The following is a 21,081-nucleotide window of genomic DNA, read 5'->3' as shown; positions in this document are numbered from 1 at the left end:
GTGTCGTCGAAGTCCTGGTTACGCAGCAGCACCCTCCTCGCCGCCGCGCTCGTCGCGGCGGCACTGTCTCCCGTGGGACCGGCCCGGGGCGAACCCGGCGGGCAGGCCCCCGTCCACGACTTCCAGGCCGAGCAGCACGCCAAGCCCGACGTGGACAACCGTCAGGGCAGGGTCGAGCCGCCGCCCGGCGCGACCGCCCGCAGGGCCGGCCCCGCCGCCCAGATCCGCTGGAACAACCTCGGCACCCCGGCGGCCGTCGTCAGCGCCGAACCGTTGGCCGAGGGCCTCGGCGCCGATCCCGAGCAGGCCGCGCGTGCCTACCTGAAGGCGAACGAGAGCGCCTTCGGCCTGTCCGCCGCCGCCGTGGACGCGCTGGAGAAGGTCGCGGTCAACCCCATCGGCGACGGCGCCGCCGTCCTGCTGCGGCAGCGCTTCGGCGGCCTGCCCGCGGGGGTGGACGGCCTGGTCGCCGTCGGCGTGGTGAACGGCGCCGTCCGGTCCGTCACCTCCTCGCTGTCGCGCGCCACGCAGGAGCCCCCGGCCGCCGCGATCGGCGAGCGGCAGGCGCTGGAGATCGCGGCCAGGGACGGCGGCATCGACCTCGCCACGGCCGCCACCCAGAAGGTCATGGAGGTGGCGGTGCCCGCGCCGGACGGCGTGCACCGGGCCTACCAGGTCGTGCTGATCGGCGGCGCGGACGGCGAGCCGGCGGCGTACACGACGCACGTGGACGCGGTCAGCGGCGCGATTCTCACCCGCGAGAACCTGGTCGACCACTTCGACCCCGAGAACCCGAAGTGGGCGGTGTTCCCGGCCACCCCGCGCGGCGACTACTCCTCCGCCGACACCCGCCAGACCTGGTGCCACACCGCCGGCCCCGGCTGCGACCTCGCCACCGGCGGCGACCCGGCGACCGGCAAGGCGTGGGACGTGGACCACGCCACCGGCGAGCCGACGAACACCAGCCTCGGCAACGCCGCCCGCACCTACGAGAACCGCGCCAGCGGCGACCCGTTCACCGTCGGCACCCGCTCCAACGTGCTCACCCCGAGCCGGAACTACGTCTACCCGTGGCGCAACGCCTGGTACACCGCCAAGTGCGACCCGGCCGCGCTCGACCAGCCCGGCGAGGCCGACCTCGAGGCCGCCGTCGCCAACCTCAACATGGCGCACAACCGCATGCACGACTGGTCCTACCGGCTCGGCTTCACCGAGTCGGCCTGGAACATGCAGGCCGACAACGGCGGGCGCGGCGGTCTCGGCGGCGACCCCGAGCAGGGCAACGCCCAGGCGGGGGCGCGGGTGGCGTCCGTACGCGACAACGCCAACCAGATCACCGGGCCGGACGGCACCGCGCCGATCACGAACATGTACCTGTGGCAGCCGATCGCCGGCTCCTTCTACTCGCCCTGCGTCGACGGCGACTACGACATGTCGGTCATCGCCCACGAGTACTCGCACGCCATCTCCGGCCGCGTGATCGGCGGCCCGAACGCCGGCTGGAGCGGGGCCCAGGCGGGCGCCATGAACGAGAGCACCTCCGACCTGTTCGCCATGGAGTACCTCTACGAGTACGGCTTCCGCCCGGCGGGCGCGACCGCGTACGTGATCGGCGGCTACGTCACCGGCGACAAGCAGCGCGGCATCCGCAACTACGACATGTCGAAGTCGCCGCTCAACTACAGCGACCTCAACTACGACCTGGTGGGCCAGCAGGTCCACGCCGACGGCGAGATCTGGACGGCCACCCAGTTCGACGTGCGCGCGGCCTTCGTCAAGCGCTACGGCTCCGGCACGGACAAGCTGCAGCGCTCTTGCGCCGACGGCCGCACGCCGGTCGAGCGCTGCCCCGGCAACCGCCGCTGGGCGCAGCTCTCCTTCGACGCGCTGCTGCTGATGGCCTCGGGCGCGGTCACGTACGTCGATCACCGCGACGCCCTGCTCGCCGCCGACGCGATCCGCTTCGGCGGCGCGAACCAGGACATCATGTGGCGCGCGTTCGCCGAGCACGGACTGGGCCGCGACGCCGCCAGCACCGGCCCGAACGACGGCGAGGCGACGCCGAGCTTCGTCAACCCGGCGGGCAAGAACGGCGCGCTGCGGCTGAAGCCGCTCGGCGAGGCGAAGGACGCGGCGCTGCGCCTCTACGTCGGCGACTACGAGGCCCGCGCGGTCCCGGTCGCCGACACCGACCCGGCCACCCCGCTCGGCGACACCGTGGAGATGACGCCGGGCGTCTACGACTTCGTGGTGGCCGGCAGCGGGTTCGGGCACCGGCGGCTGACGTTCGCGGTGCTGCCGGGCGTGACGCTGCCGCTGGCCCTGCCGCTGACCCGCAACCTCGCGGCGGCGGCGAGCGGCGCGACGGCGAGCGGCGACGGCGTCAACCAGGCCAAGCTCATCGACGAGACCGAGGCCACGAACTGGGCCTCGCTCTCCGGCGCGCCGGCCGGCAAGTCGGTGGTCGTGGACCTCGCGGGCGACGCGCCCGTCACGGTCCGCCGGGTCCAGGTGAGCGCCATGCTCAGGCCCGCGGTGACCGACCCGGCCGACCCAGGCGGGCAGAACCGCTTCTCGGCCCTGCGCGCCTTCGAGGTGCTGGCCTGCAGCGCGAACTGCGCCGACCCGGCGAGCTTCACCAGGATCCACACCAGCCAGAAGGACGCGTTCGCCACCGCGCTGCCGCGCCCGCGCGGCTCGGACCTGCTGATCAGGTCGTTCGACGTGCGGCCGGCCAAGGCCACGCACCTGATGCTGCGCGTGGTCAGCACCCAGTGCACCGGCAACCCGCTGTACGCGGGGGAGCAGGACGCCGACCCGACCTCCGCGACGGACTGCGCCACGGCCAGCCCGCAGCGGGAGCAGGTGCGGGCGGCCGAGTTCCAGGCGTTCACGCACTGACGAACGGACAGAGGCCCGGCGTTCGCCGGGCCTCTGGTCGGTTCATCAGTAGATGCGGTACTTCTTGCCGCAGTTGTCGAACTTGCCGGCCCAGCAGGTGAAGGTGAAGACCTTCGTGATCCCGCGGCCGTTCCAGGCGCCGACCACCTTGCCGTCGAAGGAGTGGTTGAAGCGGTGCCAGGAGCCGTTCTTGTAGTACTCGAACCAGACCCAGCCCTTCTTGCCGCCGCGCTTGTCCACCCCGTACCACTTCGTGTAGACCTTGCCGTGCTGCTTCCAGGTCCTGCCGAAGGTGTACGCCTTGCGGTCGCTGGAGAAGAACTTGCCCCAGGTGGTGACGTGGGCGCTCGCGGTGGTCGCGGTGGTGGTCGTCGCGGTCGCCGCCTGGGCGGCGGGGGCGGCGGCGAGGCCGGTCAGGGCCATCGAGCCGGCGACGGTCGCGATGGCGAGGGTCTTGCGCATGGTGGGTTTCCTCCCCGTGTCGGTGCTGCCGGGTGCTGTCCGGCAGCACGGACATTACGGAGATAGCGGGAGATCTTCTGTGCAGGAATCCACACGACGACAGTGACCCACGACACACTCCCGGCCCTGCGTCACGGCCGGGCCGGCACCCCCCGATCGGCCGGGAACGGCAGGAACGGCGCCCCGGAGGCCGTCCTCGCGGTGGGGGCGTCCGCGGCGCCGTCCGTGCCGCAGAGCGCCACCAGCAGGTGCCTGGCCTGGGCGATGTCGATCTCGTGCAGCACGATGCCGCCTTCGTCGATCTGCTGGTACTTCGTACGGTTGACGCCGAACGAGATCTGCAGCTCGCCGTCCTCGCTGACCAGCGACTGCGTGGCCATGCCGAACACGCCGCCGTCGTGCCCCCAGAACCGGCCGCAGGGCAGGTCGGCCGCGTAGATGCCGAGGCCGTAGTCCATGACGTAGCCGCCCGCCAGCACCGGCACCGTCCTGCGCATCTCGGCGAGCTGCGCGGGAGCGAGCAACTCGCCGCGCAGCAGCGCCCGGTAGAAGCGGTTGAGGTCGTCCATGGTGGAGGTGATCGCCCCGGCCGTGCTCGCCCACGACATGTCGTAGACGCCGAAGTCGCGCGGCGGGTCGAAGAAGCCGTACCACGACTCGTACGCGCCGGAGTGCGGCCCCGGGATGTGCGGCGTGCGCGGGAACGACGTGTGCCGCAGGCCCGCCTTCCTGATGACGTTCCTGGTGATGTGGTCGGCCGCGTCGGCGCCGGTCACCTTCTCCAGCAGCAGGCCGGCGAGCACGTAGTTGGTGTTCGAGTACGACCCGGGAGTCGCCCCCGGCTCCCCGGTCGGCGTGCCGGCCAGGCCCATCCGCACCAGCTCCTCGGGGGCGACGCGGCGGTAGCGGTTGTCGTCCAGGCTCTTGACGGAGCCCTCGGCCAGCGAGGGGAACGCCGGGACGATGTAGTCGGCGATGTGGCTGGTGTGGTTGAGCAGCATCCGCACCGTGATCCGGCGGCCCCGCTCGCCGGGGACGAGGTCGGGCAGGTATCGGCCCACCGGCGCGTCCAGCTCGATCGTGCCCCGCGCGACCTGCTGCAGGATCGCCACCGACACGAACGTCTTGGTGATGCTGCCGATCCGGTGCACCATGTCGGGCCGCACCGGGCGGCCGGTGCGTACGTCGGCCACGCCGGACGCGCCCTGCCATGTCCGGCCGCCGTCGCGGACCTCGGAGTAGATGCCGTACATGCCGGCGTCGCGGACCGCGTCCAGCGTCCGCTTGAGCGCCTGCCGGTCCGGCCCGCCGGCCGCGTGCGCCGGTCCGGCCAGGGTGCCTGCCGCGAGCAGCGCGCCCATCGCGGCGGCAAGGGCCGCGCGCGGGACGCTCGTGGGGAGTCGGCGAGAAGTCATGGACTCAGCATGCGTGGGAGAGGAGTGCGCGGATAAGTCGGCGATGTCACCGGTTCGGCATGACAGGGATCATGCCCCGGCGATGACATCGGCCGTCACCGCGCACGTTTTCTTGCTCCGGAGACGAAGACAACGAACTCCGAGTGGTGAATTTGTCACCCTGAGTGCGCGAGGAGCCGGTGGCCGAGTCCTGGACGGGGATGGGACGCTGCTGCCACCGCCCCGGCCGGCCTGCGAACGGGTGGCCGGGGCGGATCCCTCCGCAGTGCTCACGAAGGAAGGAATGCGGCATGACTCAGGACGCCGGCCGCGTCGCGGCCAAGCGGATCAACGACCACGTGGAGCTGGTCCACGCCGACCACCCCGAGCTGGTGTTCGAGGTGCCCAGGCGGGACTGGGAGGCGTTCACCACGGCGGTCAAGTCGGGCGCGTTCGATCTCGGGACGCTGGAGCGGGCAGCCGAGGAGCACGTGGCCTGACGGCCGCTCTCCCCGGCCGTACGACGGCGCCCGCACACCGCGTGGTGCGGGCGCCGTCCATGTGACGGGCGCGGCGGGTCAGCCGACCCCCGTCCAGCGGCAGGTCAGCCGACCCCCGTCCAGCGGCGGGTCAGCCGACTCCCGTCCAGTAGGCGGCGGCGCGCTTCCACGCCGCGTCGCCGACCGCGCGGCCGAGCGCCCGGCCCTCCTGGTCGCCCGCCCTGAAGTGGATGCCGCCGTAGCGGCGCGAGAGCCCCGCCTGCTCGGCGGCCTCACTGTAGGTGCGCCACCGCAGCGTCACGTCCCGCGCCGGCGTCACCCCGGGCTCCACCTTCGACGACCCGGCCGCGACGACGGCCTGCCCGCCGAAGACGTCGCTGCCGGTGAAGCGCCGCAGCACCTCGGCCGCCGCCGCGCTGAACGTGCTGTGGCCCGAGACGTACTCGGCGAACGGCGGCGTCGGGAACGTCGCCGGCTGGTAGGGCACCCACAGCTCCCCGTCCACGGTCCGCCCGCCCCACGTCGGGATCCGCTGCCCGCGGTACTGGTCGCGGATCGCGGTGATCGGCCGCCCGCTGTCGTGGTCGCGCTTGACCTCCCACGCGGCGATCCCGGCGTCCATGCCGGCGTTGGCCAGCGCGAAGAACAGCTTCACGTCCTGGTCGAGCCTGTGCCGGTCACGCGCGGAGACCTGCTGCGCGAACAGGCACCAGTGGCCGGGCGGCGTCTCGCTGGCCGGCCCGTCGGACCAGTAGTCGGCGATCGACTTGCTCCGGTCGTCGAGGGCGGCCGTCGTCGCCACGATCTCGGCGGCCTGCGCCCGCCAGCCGGCCGACCCGTACGGCGCCGGCGCCGGGACGGCGTCGGCCAGCGCCCGCGCCGACCCGCTGAAGGAGGCCACCCGCCCCCAGTGCGGGACCAGGAACGGCGGCGTGACCAGCGCGCCCGCCGCGTTGCGGTAGGTGAGCGGCGCCCATCGGCCCGGCTGCGCGAGCGTGGCCAGCGGGTCGGCGACGACCACGGGGGCGTTGACCGGCGCGTAGCCGGTGGTGTCGGCGTACCCGCCGAGCTGGTTGGAGCCGTCGGCGTGGCGGTGGTCCAGCACGGCCTGGCAGGCGGCGAGGCCCGTCCTGGCCGCCTGGCTGTCCGGGGCGGCCGGGTCGTGGCCGAGCTCGGCCATCAGGGCGTCGAACGTCGCGCGCTGACCCGGATAGAGGTCGGTGGCCGCCAGGTGGACGGCGTAGCTGATGGCCTCGGCCTTGTTGGCCTCGGTGCGCTCGGCGGCCGGCCGGCGCAGCGTGCCGCCGAGCCGGGTGCCGACGGCCACCGGGTCGTAGGCCGCCCACGCGTCGTAGGCGCAGGTGTGGGCGATGGCGAGGGCCCTCGCCACCATGGGCGGCCCGAGCGTGCCGCCGCGCACGGCCGACAGCAGCGCCTGGTTCCACCGCACCACCAGGGTCGGCCCGCCCGCCCGCGCCGGGACGGCGGTGAGGGCGAGCGTGAGCAGCGCGACCAGCAGCGTGGCGGCCGGGCGGATGGTTCGTAAGTGCATGGGTGTGTCCCCTCGGTCGGTTGAGCCCCCGAGGGACGATGTCAGACTCGAACGTACTTTCGAACTAGCCGGAAGGTGACATCACGGCAGCCGGAGCTCGGCGAGCACGCCGCGGTGGTCGGTGCCGGGCACGTCCACGACCTCGACCCGGCGCACCGCCATCCGCTCGTCGGCGAGCACGTGGTCGATGGCGATGATCGGCGGCACCGGCCGGTAGTTCGGCCAGGTCGCGGTCAGGCCCTTGCCCACCTGCGCGGCGGCGTCGACGTAGCCGCGCTCCAGCAGCTCGCGGAAGGCCCGGTGGTCGATGCTCGCGTTGAAGTCGCCCGCCAGCACCCGCATCGCGCCCGTCGTGCCGGCCGGCGGCAGGGCGCTCAGCGCGGTGTTCCACCCCGCCTCCTTGCGCCCGAGCGGCGGGTCGGGATGCACGGCGACGATCTCGACCGCGGCCCCGCCCGGCAGGGTCAGCGCGGCGGCGGGCATGTTGTGGCCGATCGGCGTGAACAGGTCCGGCAGCTCGGTCAGCGGACGCCGGGCGTAGATGCCGCTGCCGATCGCGCCCGGCGCCTCCTGCAGCACCCGGTAGGGCAGCAGCTCCGCCAGCCCGGCCGCGTCCAGCCGCTCGGCCTCCTCCGGGCTCAGCTCCAGCGCCGTGAAGACGTCCACGGCCTCGCGGCGCACCAGATCGACCACGGTCGCGGCGTCGGCCCGGCTGAACAGGTTGACCGTCAGCACCCGCAGCAGCGCGCCGGACGCGGCCGGCTGCTCCTCGGCGGTCAGCCGCGGCGCGACGCAGGCGGCCAGCACCACGCAGGCGGTGGCCGCGACCAGCGCCGCCGGGCGGTTGCGGCGGGCCAGCAGCAGCGCGGTCAGCGCCGCGAGCACCGCGCCGTGCGGTGTCACGGTCATCAACTGGGTCAGGAACGACCCCGTCTCCAGCCCGCCGGCCCTGATCAGGGCCCAGAAGGCGAGCAGCGTGACGACCGTCCAGGACAGCCATCGCCTGCGCCGCCGTCGTTTCGGCCGCTCCGCCCGCTCCGTCCGCGTCTTCCGCCCGGCTCCGACCGTCGCGCTCACTCCGCCGTCCCGTCCCCGCATGCGATCACAGCTTGAACCTTAGACGGATCACCGGGCGGACGGGCTCCCGTGTCTCCCGGTCCGCCAGGCGAGTGCGGGGCGGACGTCCACGACCCCGCCGAGCCCCTTCGCGAGGTGCACGGCGGCCGTCGCCTCGGTGCGGGTCGCGGTGCGGCCGGACAGCGTCACGATGCCGTCGCGCACCTCGACCATGATGCCGCGCCGGTCGGTCCACCGCTCGGGGATGGCGTCCTCGACCCAGCGCTTGAGCTCGGCGTCGTCCCGCGTGTACGCCTTCAGCAGGTCCCGCCGGCTCACCATGCCCAGCAGCCGCCCCTCCTCGTCCACCACCACCAGCCGCCTGACCCCGCGCGCGTCCATGAGCTGCGCGGCCGTCACCGTGGACGTCTCCGGGGCGACCGTGACCGGCGGCGACGACATCAGCTCGGCCGCCGTCGCCCCCGCCGCCTTGCGCCGCCCGTCCTCGCCGCGCCCGGCCAGCAGCCGGCGCAGCCGGGCCCGCAGCCGCGGCCGGTAGCCCTCGCCCCGGTACAGCTCACGGAACTCCTCCTTGCGCAGCAGGTCCGCCTCGGAGACGACGCCGATCACCCGCCGCTCCCCGTCCAGCACCGGTACGGCGCTGACCCCGCGGCTCACCAGCAGCGCGGCGAGGTCCTTGAACGGCGTCCCCGCCTCGGCCGCCGCCACCCGGGCGGTCATGACGTCCCGCACGCTGATCCGCATCATGATCTGTCTCCTTCCTCCCCCGCCATGGGACCGCGCCAGGCCCTCCCGTCCCCAGGGCCGGAAGTCCTCCGGCGCGGAGCTTTGGTCCAGGGCGTTCGCCCTGCTGAGCGGACTTGTGGCCGGTCGGACTTAGGACGGACGGCCTTGGGCAGGGGACCTTCGGCCCTGCCCGGCCGGCCGCCGGTCCGGCAGGCTCGAAGCACGGAGAGGTGACGTCGTCGTCGCAGGAAGGACAGGACATGTGCAACTACTGCGGCTGCCGGGAGTTCCCGCTCATCGGCCGTCTGTCCCAGGAGCACTGGGACATCCAGGAATGCGCCGGCGAGCTGCGGAGGGCCGTCCGGGCCGAACGGCAGGCCGAGGCCGTCGCCTTCCTGGACGAGCTGCTCGCCCGGCTGCTCCCGCACACCGCCGTCGAGGAGGACGGCCTGTTCGCCGAGCTGCGCGCCGAGGGCACGCTGGCCGCCGAGGTGGAGCGCCTGTGCGCCGAGCACGGGGCCATCCACGGCGTGCTCGCCGCCGTGGACCGGGCCGCGCCCGACTGGGCCGCCGTGCTGGCCGCGCTGGACCTGCTGGTCCAGCACATCGACCATGAGGAGCACGGGCTGTTCCCCGCCTCGGTGATCACGCTGCCGCTGCCCGCGTGGGACCGCATCACGCCGGTCGCCACGGAGCAGGCGGCGGGCTCCGGCACGTGAGCGGCCCGCGTACGCGCCGCTACACGTGGGCCTGGAGCAGGATGTGGGCCACCACGTCGGCGGCCGAGTGCTCCTCGGGCAGGCCGTCGAGGAACCCCGCGTCCTGGCCGAGGGTGAGCAGCGCCGGCTCGGCGTAGCCGTCCGCGCGGTGCTGGCCGAGCCCGATGGCGGCCAGCAGCCCGTTGCACAGGCAGCGCCGCCCCTCCGCCTCCTCCGCGGGCCGGCCCTTGCGGACGTAGACGTCCACCGGCTCGGCGGGGCAGCGGTAGCCGAGCGAGCCGTCCGCCCGCTCGTACGGCGTGCGCAGGTAGCCGAGGTCGCACAGCCGGGGGCGGGAGTCGTACACGTCGGGGTCCGACAGCGTGCCCGGCACCTCGGCCACCTTGAACGGGAACCCGGTCGGCGAGGCCAGCGGGTCGTTGCGCACCTGGAGCGTGCCGGCCGCGGCCCGCTCGCGCAGCCTGTGCCGCAGCCGCGGATCGAGCCCCGACTCCCGGCACAGCGCGAACGCTGAGCCCACCTGGACGCCGGCCGCGCCCGCCGCCCAGGCCCGTTCCAGGCCGCCGGGCGTGCCGTAGCCGCCGGCCAGCCAGAACGGCAGCCCCAGCGCGGCCACCTTGGCCAGGTCGGGCGCGTCGCGCGGGCCGTACACGGGCTCGCCGGCCGCGTCGAGCGTCATCCGGCCGCGCGGCGGCGCGCTGTGGCCGCCGGCCACCGGCGTCTCGATCACGAAACCGTCCGGCCGGGTCGCGGGGGAGCGGGCCAGGTAAGCGGCCAGCACGTGCGACGACACGATCGCCAGCAGCCGGGGCCGGACGAGCGGCGTCAGGCGGCGGCCCAGCAGCGCGACCGGGTCGAGCCCGACGGTGTGCCCGCCGCCCTCGCCGGCCACGGCGACGGAGATCCGCGCCGGGCGGTGCTCGGCCAGGTCGTCGAGCAGGCGCGGGATCTCGGCCGGGATGCCGGCGCCCACCAGCACGTAGTCCACCCCGGCCAGCAGCGCGCCGTAGACGGCGGCGGGGGTGGCGAGCTGGATCTTCTCCAGGTAGTTCACGCCCACGGGCCCGTCGTGGCCCTCCTTGGCCAGGAACACCTCGGCGAAGTTGGCCACCACGGCGAGCTCGTCGCGCGCCCGGTTGCCGCGCAGGCCGAGCCGCGGCACGGGCCGGTACGGCACCCCGTCGCCCGTGCCGCCCGGCACGAAGTAGCGGGAGAGCACCCGCTCGGCGACCTCGGGCACAGGGAAGCAGGCGAGGGCGCGGCGCAGATGGCCGCCGGGGTCGCCGCGCTGCAGCCGGCGGGCGAGGGTGACGTCCAGAGCGGTGCCGGAAACCACGCCGAGCTGCCCGGTCGCGGCCACGGCGCGGGCCAGCCGCCATCCGGACACGCCGACCCCCATGCCGCCCTGGATCAGCGCCGGCAGCCCGGGGAAGAGCCGCGGGTCAGGCACCGCGTGCCTCCCGGCCGTCCAGGACCTCCGCCACGGGACGCCGGGGCACGCGCGGCACCGGCGGGCCGTAGCCCAGCCTGATGAGCATCTGCACGTGCCCGAACGGGCCGCCCGTCCGGTCGCCGCGGTGCTGCGGCGGGCGCAGGTCGAGCGGCTGGCTGAACAGCGACACGGCCACCCCGCGCGCGGTCGCCGTGAGCAGCACCCGCTGGAGCGCCTGCCCGGCGCGCAGCCAGTCGCGCGGCCCGTCGCCGCGGGTGAACAGGGCCGCGAGCTGCGGCTCCGGCTCGAACTCCGCGGTGCCGACGCGCTGGCCGAAGTCGCGCATCGGCAGCCGGCCGTCGCGCGGCCGGGGACCGGCGGCGTGCTCGGGCACCCCGTCGGCCCGCGCGTCGGGACCGGTCCAGCGGGCCAGCTCGTCCCGGTACGCCGGATCGTCCGCCAGCGTGTCGTCCGCCATGGCGATCAGCTCCAGGACCCGCCGCGCGGTGCGCCCCGTGACCGGCACCAGCGTCGCGGACTCGGCGTGCGCGGCGTGCACGAGGCCGACGACGATCTCACGCGGCACCGGCCGGTCGTCGAAGGGGAAGCGGTTGGTGCGCCGGTGCGGGATCATGCCGTGCAGCAGCAGCTCGTCCGCCGTGGGCGGGTCTCCGGGCACGGCGTGCACGGTGGCCAGCAGGTCGGGGCGGGCGGCCGGATCGGGCAGGATCCGGACATGGGCGTCGTGCCCGGTCACCCGCACCGCGAGCCGCAGGTTGTAGAGCGCGGCCCCGCAGCTCAGGCCGAGCCCGCGCCCCATCGGGTCGGTGACGGTCAGCAGCCGGTCGAGGTCGGCGTACAGCTCCATGGTGGCGTCGTCGGCGCGGTGGAAGCGCCACGGCTGGGTGTTGTGCACGGACGGCGCGGCGGCGGCGGCGCCCACGACCGCGCACACGTCGGCGGCGGACGCGAACGGCGGCTCCAGGGTGGCGGCCCGCGCGCGGCGGCCGCCCGTGCCGGGATCGGTCACCGGGGCACCCCCGGCACAGAGGTAACAGCGGACATGGGATCAACATCCCGCGCCTGGCCGGGGTGGCGGCAGGGACCAAAGTCCCTCTTATCGGGTCCGATGGACCAATCGGCGGCGGATCAGCGCTTACGGCCGACGCCGCCGTACATCCAGGCGGGCTCGTCGGGGAAGAGCGGGGTGTCGTGCCAGTGGGAGACCGCGACGAGGCCCGGCTCCACCAGGTCGAACCCGTCGAAGTAGCGGGCGATCTGCTCGCCGGTGCGCGGGGTGCGGTGCATGGCCTGGTGCGAGGTGGCGGCCAGGTAGTCCTCGGCCATCCGCGGCGGCACGAGGTCGAGCGTGAGGTGGCTGAGCACGAGGTAGCCGCCTGTGGGGAGGGCGTCGGCGTACGCCTTGACCAGCCCGGCCGGGTCGTCGGCGTCGGAGATGTGCATGAGGATGGCGACCATCATGAGCGCGACCGGCTGCGAGAAGTCGATGATCTCGCGCACCTCGGGGTGCTCCAGTACGGCGGCGGGATCGCGCACGTCCGCCTCCAGGTAGGCGGTCCGCCCCTCCTCGGTGCTGGTCAGCAGCGCCCTGGCGTGGGTCATCACGATCGGGTCGTTGTCGACGTAGACCACCCGCGACTCCGGCGCCTCCGCCTGGGCGACCTCGTGGGTGTTGCCCTGGCTCGGGATGCCCGTCCCCAGGTCGAGGAACTGCCGCACGCCCAGCCGCGTCAGGTGGCGCACCGCGCGGCCGAGGAAGGCCCGGTTGTTCCTGGCGCTCTCGCGGATGCCCGGCACCGCCGCCATCGTGGCCTCCGCGACCCGGCGGTCGGCCTCGAAGTTGTCCTTGCCGCCCAGCCAGTAGTCGTACACGCGGGCCGAGTGCGGGATGTTGGGGTTGATGCCCGGTGGTGCGCTCATGCCGGAAAATCCTAGATCATGAGGCCTGCTCGGCGTGGCTACTCCCGGCGGATGCCCTCATACCGTCACGAAGTCGGCGATGACCACCGTCGCGTCCTCCTTCGGCTCGACCGCGGCGAGCTCGTCGTAGAGCCGGTCCAGGCAGGCGACCGGCGAGGCGGTGCCGGTCAGCAGCTCCGTGACGCGCTTGACGCCGAGCGCCTGCACGACGCCGTCCGTCATCATCACCACCCGGTCGCCCGGCCGTACCGCGACGGAGCCGACCTCGGCGTTGAGCGCCGAGGGCCGGCCGAGCGCGCGCAGCGGCGGCCCGTCGTCGAAGGAGTGCGACGTGGTGAGCGGCGCGGGCGTCCCGCCGCGCGGGCAGTGCCAGATCGAGCCGTTGCCGACGTGGGCGAAGCGCAGGCGCGGGCTCTCCCCGCCGTCCAGCACGATCAGGTCCAGGGTGCTGGCCAGACCGGGTACGGCCGGGTTGCGTAACGCGGCGTTGCGCACCGCGCGATGCGCGGCCTGGACGTAGTCGTCCAGGTCCTGCTCGCGCGTGCCCCCGTGCTGCGGACGCCCCGCGATCACGGCGGCCAGCGCCAGGGCGGCGGCCACGTGGGCGGCCTCCGCCCCGGTCCCGCCGTCGGCCGTCGCGACCAGCCGCTCCTGGATGACGTACGCGTCCGACGGCCGCCCGCGCGAACCCTCGAACGTGCCCCCCACCGCCATCAGCCGCGGCCTGGTCACCGGCATGCCCTGCGGCCACTTCCCGCGCCTGCCCTGCACGTTCATCACCGACAGGCACCCGATCAGTATCGAGATCACGAACAAGGTCATGAGGTCCCCTCCCGCCGCGCCCTTGGCGGCACCCGCAAGTAGACGCGCCTGCCACACGGGACGACTGACGGCCGATCAGCCGTCGTAGCGCTATGACGGCCTATAACGGCACATGTCGGCATGACGGCTATTCGACCGTCATGCCGGGAAAACCGCCCAGGAGCAGGGTGTGGAGGGGCGGTGCACACCGCATCGAGCCGGCCCTAGGAAAAGCAGCCATGCGACCCATGACCCCGAACACCGCGACGGCCGGGGATGTGCCTTACCGGTTATCCGGAAGAACACGATACGTATCCTTTTTGCCCACCTTGAACTGCGTTATCGTGAGACCCGTCTTGTGCTCCCATCGTGTGCGGACGGCCCATGTCTCACCCCCGCTCCACGAGGTACGACTCCGCGACCCGGCAGTTGGAGAAGGCCACCGCCAGAACGGCCGCGGGCGCGCGCGGCGCGGTGGGCACGGTGGCGGTGGTCGCGGCCTCCTTCGGCGCCGTCCCGCCCGTATCGCTCTCCTGGCTGGTGCCGCTGCTGGCGATCCACCTCGCCCTGACGGCGGGCTACGCGCGGGTGTGGTGGCGTACGGAGCTGGTGCCGCGCCGGCTGGTGGCCGCTGATGTGGCCGTCACGCTCGCGCTCTGCCTCGCCCAGCGTTTCGTGGTCGCCGAGGAGGCCCTGGACAGCGGGGCGAGCTGGGTGTCGGGGCTGGTCACGATGACGATCATCCTCGCCGCCATCTCCTGGCGGCCCGCACTGGCCGTGACGGTCGGCCTCGCCGTCGCCGGGGCGTTCGCGGCCGGCGTGCGCCTCGCCTCCGCCACCCAGGACGTCGTCGCGCCCACCGGCGTCCACCTCGTCCAACTGCTCGCCATCGTGATGCTGATGACGCTGCTGCGCCGCTCGTTCACCCACATCGACGCCTTCCTGGAGCGCAGCGTACGTGCCGAGATCGCGCTCATGGTCGAACGGCTGCGCCGCGAGGACCAGCTCAAGCAGGTCGGCAGCATCCACGAGACCGCGCTGCACACGCTGGGCATGGTCGGCCTCGGCACCTACGACCGGCCCACGCCCACGCTGGCCGCGCAGGTCCGTACCGACCTCACGGCGCTGGAGAAACTGCGCGACACCCCACGCGGCGGCACCCCCGGCGGCGACTCCGCCCCGATCGCCCTCGACGCCCTCCTGGACGAGGTCGCCGGGCGCGTCAGCGGGCTGGACGTGCGGACCAGCCTCGTCGCCGAGACCGTGCCCGGCGACGTCGCCGAACGTTTCGCCCGCGCCGTCACCGAGGCCCTGGCCAACGTCGCCCTGCACGCCGGCGTACGCGAGGCCGAGGTCGTCTCCACCCGGCGCGGCGGAGAGATCGTCGTGGAGGTCGCCGACAGCGGGCGCGGCTTCGACCAGGACCGGCTGCCGCCCGACCGGTTCGGCGTGCGCGGCTCCATCCTCGGCATGATGCGCTCGCTGCCCAACGGCGGCGCCCGCATCTCCTCCAGCGCCCAGGGCACCCGCGTCAGCCTGTGGTGGCGGCCATGACCGAGGAGATCGAGCAGGTCGCCCAGCGCTACGCCCGCTACACCGCGCTCGGCGCGGCCGTCATCACGGCCGTCTGGCACCTCGGCTACAACCTGACCGTCACGCTCACCGGCTGGCAGTCCTTCCGCCTGCCCTGGCTGAACCTCGCCGCCTGGCTCGCCTACGCCGTCGTCTTCGCCGTCGCCCTGCGCCCGCTGGCCCGCGACTCGCGCGGCCCGTCCAGGATCCGCGAGCTGGCCGTCGCCGCCCTCGCCCTGGACGTCGCGGTGATCGCCGCGTTGCCACCCCACGAGCTGCTCGGCATCAACGACTGGGCGTGGGGCGCGGTCGGCTGGCTCGGCGTCATGCTGGTGTGGGGCCGGCCGGGCTGGCGCGGCGAGCTGATCGCCTTCCTCGCCGGCAACGCCGCCATCATGCTGGCCGCCATGGCCGCCACCGGCATCCTCGACCGTGTCGCCGTCTCCAAGTACCTGGTCGTCATCGTCGGCGGCATCACCATGCAGTTCGGCTACACGTGGGGCTGCCACCTGCTGCGCGCCCGCGCGGAGGACGCGGTCGTGCTGGCCCGCCGGCTCGCCGCCGACGACGCCCTGCGCGAGTCGGCCCAGCGCATCCACACCGACCGGCTGCGCAGGTACGCCGCCATCCGCGACGTCGCCGAGGAGCTGCTGCAGCAGCTCGCCGACGGCGCCGACCCCGGCGACCCCCGGGTGCGCGACGACTGCACGGCCGGCGCGATGCGGCTGCGCCGGCTCATCACCGAGCGCGAGGACGTGCCGGACGAGTTGGTCTCGGCGCTGCGCGAGCGCATCGAGGCGGCCGAGCGGCGCAAGGTGATGGTGACGGTGCCGCCGTTCGGCGAATTCCTGCCCAGCCTGCCGGACGGTGTCCGCGAGGACCTGCTGCGGGCCCCGGTCCGGGCGCTCGACGGCGCCCGGACGCGGGCGCGCGTAACGGTGTCGGCCATGTCCACGATGGTGAGCGTGGCGGTGGTGGCCGACAACGACGACCTGCCCATCAGCCACACCCCGGTACGCGAGCCGAGCGGCGTGGTCGTCACCTATCAGCGGCAGGGAGGGGAGGTATGGGTCAACAGCATCTGGCAACGGAGCCCGGTGGCGAGCCGGTGACGGTGGCCCTGGTGGAGGACCACCAGGTCGTGGTGGACGGGGTGCGCTCCTGGTTCGGGCCGACGCCCGGCCCGGTGGCGCTGGTCGCCCAGGGCCCCACCATCGAGGCCGTCCAGGGAGTGACGGCCGACGTGCTGCTGCTCGACCTCAACCTCAACGGCACGATGGTCATCGACCGGGTCTCCGAGCTGTGCCAGGGCGGGCAGCGGGTCATCGTCTTCTCCGAGCACGAGGAGCCCGAGACGGTCCGCGCCGTGCTCGACGCGGGAGCCTCGGCCTTCATCGGCAAGGGCCGCGCCACCCGCGAGTCGTGCCTGGAGACCATCATGGAGGTCGCCGCCGACCGGCCCACCGTCACACCCCCGATGGCCCAGGCCATCGCCACCGACGAGCGCCCCCACCGGCCGCAGCTCTCCGACAAGGAGCGGGAGGCGCTGCTGTTCTGGTTCCAGTCGATGTCGAAGGCGTCGGTGGCGGCCCGGATGGGCATCAAGGAACGCACCGTGCGGCAGTACATCGACCGGGCCCGCGTGAAGTACGCCGCCGCCGGCCGGCCCGCCCCCACCAAGGAGAAACTGCTCGTCTGCGCCATCCAGGACGGCCTCATCCAGCCCGACGAGGTGACCATCTACACGTCGCTGGCCGCCCGTACGCCTCAGGAACCCCGCTGAGACACCTGGCCTCGGTCCTTCCGGCAGGAGGGGGCCGGCAGGGCCGAGGTCCAGGTCACGCGGCGAACGCGGCGGGGTCGAAAGCCAAGGGGAAGGGCCGGCTCAGCTCGGCGACGGACCCCGCCTTGTGCACGGCGGGCGGACCGTAGGCATCGCCGTCGAGCTCGTACACGTATAGCGCGGGTCCTTCGTCCGGCTCGACCCGCCAGTAGATCGGGACCCGCGCCTGTGCGTAGGCGAGGGTCTTGAGCCCTTCGTCGCGCATCCTCGTGCTCGGGCTGCCCACTTCGACGGCGAGCAGGACGTCGCTCGGGCCGAACATGAGGCCGACCTTGTCCGTCACTTCGAGCGGCACGACGACGATGTCGGGGATGTAGTAGTCCTTGTCGGTGATGCGCACATTGACCGTCGTCAACGTCTCCAGGTGCGGCGGCTCCGCCTGCATCAAGGAAAGCATGATCCTGCTGATGATGCGCTGGTGCAAGGGGGTGGGGGCTGGACTCACCAGAAGGCTCCCATTGAAGAGCTCGTAGCGATTGCCGTCGTCGGGGAACTTCAGGAGGTCGTCGACCGTGTACGGGGGCACCCCAGGAAGGATTGTGCGCTCCGTGCTCGGCTCGATCGTCGCCATCGCCGTCACCCACCCAGTATCGGGAATCTCGCCTCTCCCACATGCTACTTCCCCGAAATTTCTCACTCTCAGTCGTTGATTCGTCACGCTGAAAGTTTCACCTTGTTGGAAAGCCCTTTCCGCTGCTCATCCCCAGTAGTCCCGCCCTTGACGGCAGTGCTCACTTGGTGGCGGGCAACCCAGTCAGATAACGTCCGGCCGGGAGCGCTCCTCGCCACCGGAACCCCCCCGACCGGAACACGGAGACCGCACTATGCCCCGAGTCGCACCGAACCGCTGGGCGCTGCGCGCCCTGGCCCTGCTGATGTCCCTGGCGATGATCGTCGTCGTCCCCATGGCCGAGACCGCCTCCGCGCACGGCTCGGTCGTGGACCCGGCCTCGCGCAACTACGGCTGCTGGCTGCGCTGGGGCAGCGACTTCCAGAACCCGGCCATGGCCCAGCTCGACCCGATGTGCTGGCAGGCGTGGCAGGACAACACCAACGCCATGTGGAACTGGAACGGCCTCTACCGCGACAACGTCGCCGGCAACCACCAGGCCGCCATCCCCAACGGGCAGCTCTGCAGCGCCGGCCGGACCCAGGACGGCCGCTACCGCTCCATGGACACCCCCGGCGCCTGGACGGCGGCGAGCATGAGCAGCACGTTCAACATCCGGCTCACCGACCAGGCCAGGCACGGCGCGGACTACATCCGGGTCTACATCACCCGCCAGGGCTACAACGCCCTGAACACGCCGCTCGGCTGGAACCACCTGGAGCTGATCAAGGAGACCGGCAAGTACGCCCCCAGCGACACATACATGATCAACGGGATCAGCAAGGGCTCGCGCACCGGCCGCCACGTCGTCTACACGATCTGGAAGGCCTCGCACATGGACCAGACGTACTACTTCTGCAGCGACGTCACGTTCAGCTGAGCCTCCCCGGTCCAGGCACGGCCCCCGCCGGGCGCGGTCCGCCGCGTCCGGCGTCCGGGCGGTTCACTCTCCGGCGCACCCGCACGGCGCCGTGACCAGCGTCCCCGACTCTTCGTCCACGTGCGCCACCGTCCGCGCGCCCAGGCAGGCGCGACAGCCCAGCGCAGCCGAGATGTACGGGTCCGTCCACACCTTGTGCTTCCAGGCCGGCGGCGGCGCCGGGGGCGGTGCGGTGCCGCGTTCGGCCGGCTCATTCGATCCGCCCACCTGGCCGCGGCCACCGCAGAACCGGCACGCGAGGAACAGCGGGCCGAGCAGCTGGCCGCGCTGGCCGCCGCACTCGGGGCAGACGATGGGGTCCGTCAATTACGGCCGGTCCCGCTGCACGTCATGCACTGTACCCATCTGCGTTCCTGGTCCTTCTTGCCGTTGAGCTCCATCCACTCGCCGCCCGCGCCGAGGCAGGTGCCGCAGATCGGAGGCTCGTCATCCTCGCTCTTGCCCATACCCGGACGGTAGCCGAGCCAACGCGCCCCGTCTGTCACTCGAGTGGGAGGGAACCTGTATCGAGCCGGGTTCGGCGGCGGGCGAGCCGGGCGGGGCCGCGAGAGGTTGCCGGGCCGCCGCACGGGGTACTGGCTTTGGCGTTCACCGCTGATCGCCCCCCCGGCTCGCCCGACCTGATGGACCGTTCATGACCTTTCCCACGTTCGTCTCCACCGAGCTCGACCCCCGCGCCCGCGGCAAGGAGCTCGGCGCGGCCCGGCGCGCGGCCGTCGCCGCCAACTTCGCCGGCTACGCCGACCTGTTCGCCGCCGCCGGGGCGCGGGCGTCGCGGGTCCGCGCGTGGGGCGAGCGGGCGCTGGACAGCAGCGCGGCCTGGGCGCCGCGGCTGGCCGAGGAGATCGCCGGGATCGCGTCCGGCGCCGGGCTGGAGCCGTGGCAGGTGGCCGTGGTCAACGCGCGTACGGAGATCCTGGCGGCCGTGGACGCGACCGGCGAGGGGGAGTGCTCGACCTCCGTCGTGTTGCCCGAAGATGGCGAGGCGCCGCGGACCGTCCAGACCTGGGACTGGCACGACCACCTGCGCGACGCGCCCATGCTGTGGGAGCTGGAGCCGTTCCCCGGGCACGTGGTGCGTACGTTCACCGAGACCGGGGCGCTGGCCAAGATCGGGGTGAACACGGCCGGGCTCGGCATCCACTTCAACCTCCTGCGTCACCGCTCCGACCATGACGCGATCGGCGTGCCGGTGCACCTGATCGCCCGCCGCATCCTGGACGAGGCCGCCACCGTCGAGGAGGCCGCCGCGCTCGCCCGTTCGGCCACGGTCTCGGCCTCGACCGTCATCACCGTCGTCACCGCGCGGGCCGCGGCCTCGATCGAGATCTCCCCGGCCGGGGTCGCCGTGGTGCCGAGCGGCCCGGACGGCGTCCTGCAGCACTGCAACCACTTCCTCGACCCGGCACTCGCGGAGGAGGAGCGGCACTCCAGCGACCGGCCCACCACGTACGAGCGGCTGCGGCACCTCAACGCCCACGTCACGGAGCTGAGCGCGGCGGACCCGACCACCCGCGCCCGCGCCATGCTCAGCCACGCGCCCGGCAGCGCCCCCGTCTGCGCCCACCCCGACCTGACCCAGCCGATCCACCAGCGGTGGGAGACGCTCGCCACGATCGCGCTCGACCTCCCCGCCGCGCGACTGCGGGTGCACCGGGGCGGCCCCTGCCGGGTGGCGGAGGAGACCTGGCAGGTCTTCCAGTAGTTCGCGAGGTTGAGCGATCTGCGGCGCGGCCGAAGTGGCCGGGGACGCAGCGCCGGATCGCATGCCGGGCCTGCTCCACAGCGCGGCACACTGGTGTGATGAAGCAACTCGAGCAGACGGTCGGACTCGTTCGTGACGTCACAGGGGCAGAGCTTCTCGGGACGTATCTCCACGGCTCCGCCGTGTTCGGGAGGCTCGCCCCGGCCAGCGACCTGGACGTCCTGGCCGTCACTCGGCGCAGTCTTGACCACCGCCGGCGGTCGGCGCTCGTCGAGGGCCTGCTGGAAATCTCCGGTTGCACGCCCACTGTCCGGCCGATTGAACTCACCGTCGTCGTTCAGTCCGAGGTCCGCCCCTGGCGGTTCCCGCCGACGGGAGACTTCCTCTTCGGCGAGTGGCTACGCGACGAACTACAGTCGGGCGGGCCTCCGAAGCCCGGCCCGATGCCGGACCTGGCGCTGCTTCTCACGGTCGCGCTGGCGGGCGCCCGGCCCTTGACCGGGCCGCCTCTCGCCGGACTCCTGGACCCGGTACCGCGCGCCGACCTCACCCGGGCGAGCGTCGCGGCCATCCCCGAGCTCCTGGCCGAACTGAACGACGACACCCGCAACGTCCTGCTGACCTTTGCCCGCATCTGGGTCACCCTCGCCACAGGTGAGATCACATCCAAGGACGCCGCCGCCGACTGGGCTCTCGCCCGACTGCCCCCGCAACACCGCCCCGTCCTGGAACACGCCAGAAACCTGTACCTCACCTGCCACTACCAGGACGAGGTCTGGGACGACGGGTTGAAGACCCAGGTACGCCCGCACGTGGACGAGGTGCTCAGCCGTATCGACCACCTGCGCCACCCATCGTGAGACGGATGCCCCGGTATGCACCGGGCGGCGCGGTCCGGGTTAGGGT

21 protein-coding genes are annotated in these 21,081 nt (G+C 73.2%); 9 read left to right on the top strand and 12 right to left on the bottom strand.

Annotated features, from left to right (window positions below; genetic code table 11):
• Window positions 1-2,901, top strand: coding sequence for a M36 family metallopeptidase (locus BMW85_RS19900; protein WP_245774943.1), 2,901 nt, complete (start codon window positions 1-3; stop codon window positions 2,899-2,901).
• A gap of 45 nt (window positions 2,902-2,946) precedes the next feature.
• On the opposite strand, the gene BMW85_RS19895 is transcribed toward BMW85_RS19900, so the two are convergent.
• The gene (locus tag BMW85_RS19895) at window positions 2,947-3,363 is read right to left on the bottom strand and encodes a hypothetical protein (protein ID WP_091083325.1); all 417 of its coding nucleotides are present in this window, start codon (window positions 3,361-3,363) and stop codon (window positions 2,947-2,949) included.
• A 131-nt stretch (window positions 3,364-3,494) separates the two neighbouring features.
• Complete coding sequence (locus BMW85_RS19890) at window positions 3,495-4,778, bottom strand: serine hydrolase domain-containing protein (protein WP_245774942.1); 1,284 nt, start codon at window positions 4,776-4,778, stop codon at window positions 3,495-3,497.
• Window positions 4,779-5,068: 290 nt separating this feature from the next.
• On the opposite strand from BMW85_RS19890, the gene BMW85_RS19885 reads away from it, so the two are divergent.
• Window positions 5,069-5,257 carry a hypothetical protein gene (locus BMW85_RS19885; protein WP_091083319.1) on the top strand — a complete coding sequence of 63 codons (189 nt, stop codon included), beginning with the start codon at window positions 5,069-5,071 and terminating at the stop codon, window positions 5,255-5,257.
• A 130-nt stretch (window positions 5,258-5,387) separates the two neighbouring features.
• Here the strand turns inward: BMW85_RS19885 and BMW85_RS49635 are convergent, their stop codons facing one another.
• The 3 genes from BMW85_RS49635 to BMW85_RS19870 form a co-directional block, all read right to left on the bottom strand.
• Window positions 5,388-6,809 (bottom strand): vanadium-dependent haloperoxidase, encoded by a 1,422-nt coding sequence (locus tag BMW85_RS49635; RefSeq protein ID WP_091083317.1) that lies wholly within the window; start codon window positions 6,807-6,809, stop codon window positions 5,388-5,390.
• Between the two features lie 81 nt (window positions 6,810-6,890).
• On the bottom strand, window positions 6,891-7,907 hold the full coding sequence (locus tag BMW85_RS19875) for an endonuclease/exonuclease/phosphatase family protein (RefSeq protein WP_091083315.1): 1,017 nt from the start codon (window positions 7,905-7,907) through the stop codon (window positions 6,891-6,893).
• Between the two features lie 27 nt (window positions 7,908-7,934).
• Window positions 7,935-8,633 (bottom strand): CBS domain-containing protein, encoded by a 699-nt coding sequence (locus tag BMW85_RS19870; protein WP_091083312.1) that lies wholly within the window; start codon window positions 8,631-8,633, stop codon window positions 7,935-7,937.
• 239 nt (window positions 8,634-8,872) lie between these two features.
• Here BMW85_RS19870 and BMW85_RS19865 point away from each other — a divergent pair, with 239 nt between their 5' ends.
• Window positions 8,873-9,331, top strand: coding sequence for a hemerythrin domain-containing protein (locus BMW85_RS19865; protein WP_091083309.1), 459 nt, complete (start codon window positions 8,873-8,875; stop codon window positions 9,329-9,331).
• Between the two features lie 19 nt (window positions 9,332-9,350).
• On the opposite strand, the gene BMW85_RS19860 is transcribed toward BMW85_RS19865, so the two are convergent.
• From BMW85_RS19860 to BMW85_RS19845, 4 genes are all read right to left on the bottom strand, one after another.
• Window positions 9,351-10,781, bottom strand: a complete 1,431-nt coding sequence (locus BMW85_RS19860) for a nitronate monooxygenase (protein ID WP_218155859.1) — start codon at window positions 10,779-10,781, stop codon at window positions 9,351-9,353.
• Complete coding sequence (locus tag BMW85_RS19855; protein ID WP_245774941.1) at window positions 10,774-11,793, bottom strand: Acg family FMN-binding oxidoreductase; 1,020 nt, start codon at window positions 11,791-11,793, stop codon at window positions 10,774-10,776. Before BMW85_RS19855 ends, BMW85_RS19860 begins: the two co-directional genes overlap by 8 nt.
• A gap of 119 nt (window positions 11,794-11,912) precedes the next feature.
• A complete protein-coding gene (locus BMW85_RS19850; protein ID WP_091083306.1) occupies window positions 11,913-12,704 on the bottom strand; it encodes an SAM-dependent methyltransferase in 792 nt (263 codons plus the stop codon).
• A gap of 57 nt (window positions 12,705-12,761) precedes the next feature.
• Window positions 12,762-13,526 (bottom strand): PP2C family protein-serine/threonine phosphatase, encoded by a 765-nt coding sequence (locus tag BMW85_RS19845; RefSeq protein WP_091083303.1) that lies wholly within the window; start codon window positions 13,524-13,526, stop codon window positions 12,762-12,764.
• A 363-nt stretch (window positions 13,527-13,889) separates the two neighbouring features.
• Between BMW85_RS19845 and BMW85_RS19840 the strand changes: the two genes are divergently transcribed.
• The 3 genes from BMW85_RS19840 to BMW85_RS19830 are packed head-to-tail and all read left to right on the top strand — an operon-like array spanning window position 13,890 to window position 16,860.
• Window positions 13,890-15,059, top strand: coding sequence for a sensor histidine kinase (locus tag BMW85_RS19840; RefSeq protein ID WP_143082338.1), 1,170 nt, complete (start codon window positions 13,890-13,892; stop codon window positions 15,057-15,059).
• Window positions 15,056-16,189 carry a hypothetical protein gene (locus BMW85_RS19835; protein ID WP_091083298.1) on the top strand — a complete coding sequence of 378 codons (1,134 nt, stop codon included), beginning with the start codon at window positions 15,056-15,058 and terminating at the stop codon, window positions 16,187-16,189. Before BMW85_RS19840 ends, BMW85_RS19835 begins: the two co-directional genes overlap by 4 nt.
• Window positions 16,144-16,860, top strand: a complete 717-nt coding sequence (locus BMW85_RS19830) for a response regulator (protein ID WP_091083295.1) — start codon at window positions 16,144-16,146, stop codon at window positions 16,858-16,860. The genes BMW85_RS19835 and BMW85_RS19830 overlap by 46 nt, the downstream gene beginning before the upstream one ends.
• 55 nt (window positions 16,861-16,915) lie before the next feature.
• Here the strand turns inward: BMW85_RS19830 and BMW85_RS19825 are convergent, their stop codons facing one another.
• Window positions 16,916-17,491: a Uma2 family endonuclease gene (locus BMW85_RS19825; protein WP_091083292.1), complete on the bottom strand. Its 576-nt coding sequence runs from the start codon at window positions 17,489-17,491 to the stop codon at window positions 16,916-16,918.
• Between the two features lie 253 nt (window positions 17,492-17,744).
• On the opposite strand from BMW85_RS19825, the gene BMW85_RS19820 reads away from it, so the two are divergent.
• On the top strand, window positions 17,745-18,410 hold the full coding sequence (locus BMW85_RS19820) for a lytic polysaccharide monooxygenase auxiliary activity family 9 protein (protein ID WP_091083290.1): 666 nt from the start codon (window positions 17,745-17,747) through the stop codon (window positions 18,408-18,410).
• A gap of 63 nt (window positions 18,411-18,473) precedes the next feature.
• Here the strand turns inward: BMW85_RS19820 and BMW85_RS19815 are convergent, their stop codons facing one another.
• Window positions 18,474-18,776 (bottom strand): hypothetical protein, encoded by a 303-nt coding sequence (locus BMW85_RS19815; RefSeq protein WP_091083287.1) that lies wholly within the window; start codon window positions 18,774-18,776, stop codon window positions 18,474-18,476.
• Window positions 18,773-18,916 carry a hypothetical protein gene (locus BMW85_RS49630; RefSeq protein WP_177240771.1) on the bottom strand — a complete coding sequence of 48 codons (144 nt, stop codon included), beginning with the start codon at window positions 18,914-18,916 and terminating at the stop codon, window positions 18,773-18,775. The genes BMW85_RS19815 and BMW85_RS49630 overlap by 4 nt, the downstream gene beginning before the upstream one ends.
• 188 nt (window positions 18,917-19,104) lie before the next feature.
• Between BMW85_RS49630 and BMW85_RS19810 the strand changes: the two genes are divergently transcribed.
• The gene (locus BMW85_RS19810; RefSeq protein WP_091083285.1) at window positions 19,105-20,175 is read left to right on the top strand and encodes a C45 family autoproteolytic acyltransferase/hydrolase; all 1,071 of its coding nucleotides are present in this window, start codon (window positions 19,105-19,107) and stop codon (window positions 20,173-20,175) included.
• On the top strand, window positions 20,067-21,035 hold the full coding sequence (locus BMW85_RS19805; RefSeq protein ID WP_342743425.1) for an aminoglycoside adenylyltransferase family protein: 969 nt from the start codon (window positions 20,067-20,069) through the stop codon (window positions 21,033-21,035). The genes BMW85_RS19810 and BMW85_RS19805 overlap by 109 nt, the downstream gene beginning before the upstream one ends.
• Window positions 21,036-21,081: the final 46 nt, after the last annotated feature.

Origin of the sequence: Nonomuraea wenchangensis, assembly GCF_900111685.1 — a bacterium.
GTDB lineage: Bacteria > Actinomycetota > Actinomycetes > Streptosporangiales > Streptosporangiaceae > Nonomuraea > Nonomuraea wenchangensis.
This window is presented reverse-complemented; position numbering and strand designations above follow the sequence as displayed.